The sequence below is a fragment of the Aquirufa sp. genome, from assembly GCF_044377215.1.
Classification (GTDB): Bacteria; Bacteroidota; Bacteroidia; order Cytophagales; family Spirosomataceae; genus Aquirufa.
This window is the reverse complement of the sequence record NZ_JBILJM010000067.1, coordinates 1-2,704: the sequence shown is the minus strand read 5'-3', so window position 1 is coordinate 2,704 and position 2,704 is coordinate 1. Positions and strand designations below refer to the sequence as shown.

4 protein-coding genes are annotated in these 2,704 nt (G+C 41.5%); 3 read left to right on the top strand and 1 reads right to left on the bottom strand.

The window, feature by feature from the left end:
- The coding region (locus ACIQ6T_RS11360) for an alpha-ketoglutarate-dependent dioxygenase AlkB family protein (RefSeq protein ID WP_395786474.1) at positions 1–331 on the top strand (331 nt) is incomplete at its 5' end.
- 16 nt (positions 332–347) lie between these two features.
- Positions 348–1,166 carry a 23S rRNA (guanosine(2251)-2'-O)-methyltransferase RlmB gene (rlmB, locus tag ACIQ6T_RS11355; RefSeq protein ID WP_395786472.1) on the top strand — a complete coding sequence of 273 codons (819 nt, stop codon included), beginning with the start codon at positions 348–350 and terminating at the stop codon, positions 1,164–1,166.
- Here rlmB and ACIQ6T_RS11350 read toward each other — a convergent pair.
- On the bottom strand, positions 1,163–1,909 hold the full coding sequence (locus ACIQ6T_RS11350; protein WP_395786470.1) for an SDR family NAD(P)-dependent oxidoreductase: 747 nt from the start codon (positions 1,907–1,909) through the stop codon (positions 1,163–1,165). The two genes, rlmB and ACIQ6T_RS11350, sit on opposite strands and share 4 nt — an antisense overlap.
- An 85-nt stretch (positions 1,910–1,994) precedes the next feature.
- On the opposite strand from ACIQ6T_RS11350, the gene pth reads away from it, so the two are divergent.
- On the top strand, positions 1,995–2,555 hold the full coding sequence (gene pth / locus ACIQ6T_RS11345) for an aminoacyl-tRNA hydrolase (protein WP_395786468.1): 561 nt from the start codon (positions 1,995–1,997) through the stop codon (positions 2,553–2,555).
- The last annotated feature ends 149 nt before the right edge of the window (positions 2,556–2,704 follow it).

Here is a 2,704-nt window from a genome sequence, read left to right as displayed (position 1 = left end):
ACTCAAAAACCGGGTAGAAAAGCAGCTAAACGTCACATTTAACGGTTGTTTGTTGAATTACTACCACGATGGTGCGGATGGCATGGGCTGGCATGCGGATGATGAGAAGAGCATTGTCCCCAATTCGTGCATAGCCTCGATCAGCCTAGGTGCGACCCGGAACTTCGACTTCAAACATCGGAAAACGGGTCAAAAAGTTCGCATTCCGTTACTTCCTGGTAGTTTATTATCCATGGAAAATGAAACGCAGCAGCATTGGCTTCATGCCTTGCCCAAGGCGCTGAAAATTCAGGCTCCACGGGTAAATTTGACCTTCAGACAAATGGTTTGAAAAAAAATGCCGACCTTTGCCCCACATTTCAGCCAATACCGTGTCAGAAGAAAACGAATCAAGACCCCCATTCCGAAAACCATTTAGACATTTCACCACTCCGAAAACGGAGAATAAGGAAATTGTATTTGGTATTCAATCTGTTTTAGAAACCTTACGTTCTGGGAAGGAAATCGATCGTTTATTAGTTCAACGTGAGTTAGGGAATACTGAAATTCTAGATTTAGCGCACGAAAAAGGCATTCAAGTTCAAAAAGTGCCTGTTGAAAAGTTAAATCGAATCACGCGTAAAAATCACCAGGGAGCCATTGCCTTCGTTTCGGCTATTCATTATGCCAAACTGGAAAATGTCATTGCAGATACTTTCGAAAAAGGTCAAATCCCCTTGGTTTTAATTCTTGATCGCATTACGGATGTTCGGAATTTTGGCGCGATTGCGCGTACAGCTGAATGTGCGGGTGTGCATGCGATTGTCATTCCTTCCAAAGGCGCCGCGCAGATTAATGCGGATGCGATGAAAACATCTTCGGGAGCCTTAAACTTTATTCCAGTTTGCCGAGAAGACAGCTTGTTGCAAACGGTAAATTTTCTACAAAATTCGGGCTTGCGCGTAGTTGCGTGTACTGAAAAAGGGGAAAGTTCCATGTATGCGGTTGACTATACGGGTCCGACCGCGATTGTATTAGGTTCGGAAGAAGATGGAATCTCAGATGAGATTATCCGCAAATCAGATGATTTGGCCGTTATTCCACAAAGTGGACAAGTAGGATCGTTAAACGTATCCGTTGCCGCCGGAGTAATCATTTACGAAACCGTTCGTCAAAGAAATCTTTAAACGCGATTTATTTGCGTTGCCGAGGCTTGTGCCGTTGGCAAAATAGTCACATCCGCAATATTCACATGTGCGGGTGCCATCACCATATAGCGTATCAAATCAGCGACATCTTTTGCCACTAATGGCTCAAATCCGGCGTATACAGCGTCAGCTTTGGCTTGATCTCCCTTAAATCGTACCTGAGAAAATCCAGTGTTAACTGCACCTGGTGCAATGTTTGATACTTTAATCCCATGCACATTTAAATCCTGGCGCATGCCCTGCGAAAGTGCTTCCACAGCTGCCTTAGAGGCACAATAAACATTTCCATTCGGATAGACTTGTTTACCTGCAATCGATGAAATATTAAGGATATGGCCCGTCTGACGTTCAATCATCTGCGGAATTACCGTGCGCGAAACGTATAAAAGACCATCAACATTCATGTGCATCATGGCATCCCAATCGGCCACATCTCCAGATTGAATGGGACCCAATCCATGCGCATTACCCGCGTTATTTAACAACACGTCTATCGACTTCCATGCTTCCGGTAACGATGTAAATGCAGCCTCGACTTCAGCCAAAACGCTAACATCAAACGTAAGCACATGGGATTCAACAGGCAAATCAGCTTGCAACTGAAGCAAAGAATCGATTCTTCTTCCACAAAGAATCAACCGAAAACCTTCGTTGGCCAGCACATGAGCCGTAGCCAAACCTATTCCTGAACTAGCACCTGTAATGCATGCAATCTTATTCATAAGCATAATTTTTCACCCCGAAGGTACATGCTTCGAGGTGATCTAAAAAATTTGAACGTAATTTGTGACATAATTTATCCTCCTCATGAACTTTTTAATCGTTGGCCTAGGCAACATCGGACCCGAATACCTATTCACGCGACATAACATCGGCTTTATGGCAGTCGATTATTTAGCCAAAACAAAGGAAGTAAGTTTCAAACAAGATCGATTAGGCGCCATAACATCGTATAAAGTAAAAGGACATACCGTTTATTTATTGAAGCCAAGTACGTTTATGAACTTAAGTGGGAAGGCGGTGAATTACTGGTGCCAACAACTTAAAATTGAAAAAGAGCGTTTGCTTGTCTTAACAGATGACATCGCATTGCCTTTAGAGACGCTTCGCTTAAAGCCAAAGGGATCCAGTGGCGGTCATAATGGATTGAAGAGTATCGAAGAAGTTTTACAAACACAGGAATACGGTCGATTACGCATGGGAATCGGGGCTGATTTTTCAAAAGGCCGACAAGCAGATTTCGTATTAAGCAACTTTAATTCAGATGAAATTGACATTATTCCGTTCATCTTGATCAGATCGAATGAGATCATTGATTGTTTTTGCTTGGAAGGCATCCAACAAACAATGAACAAATACAACCAATGATTGTACTATTTAAAGAATCTTTTAATTTTTCCGTAATTTTAAATTTAGAATTTTTCAAATGATTTACAATTGTTATCCAAATTTTATTTTGTTTTAGTTTTAAAAACATATAAAATATTCTGTTTTAAGTCGTAAAATAGAATCAAAAA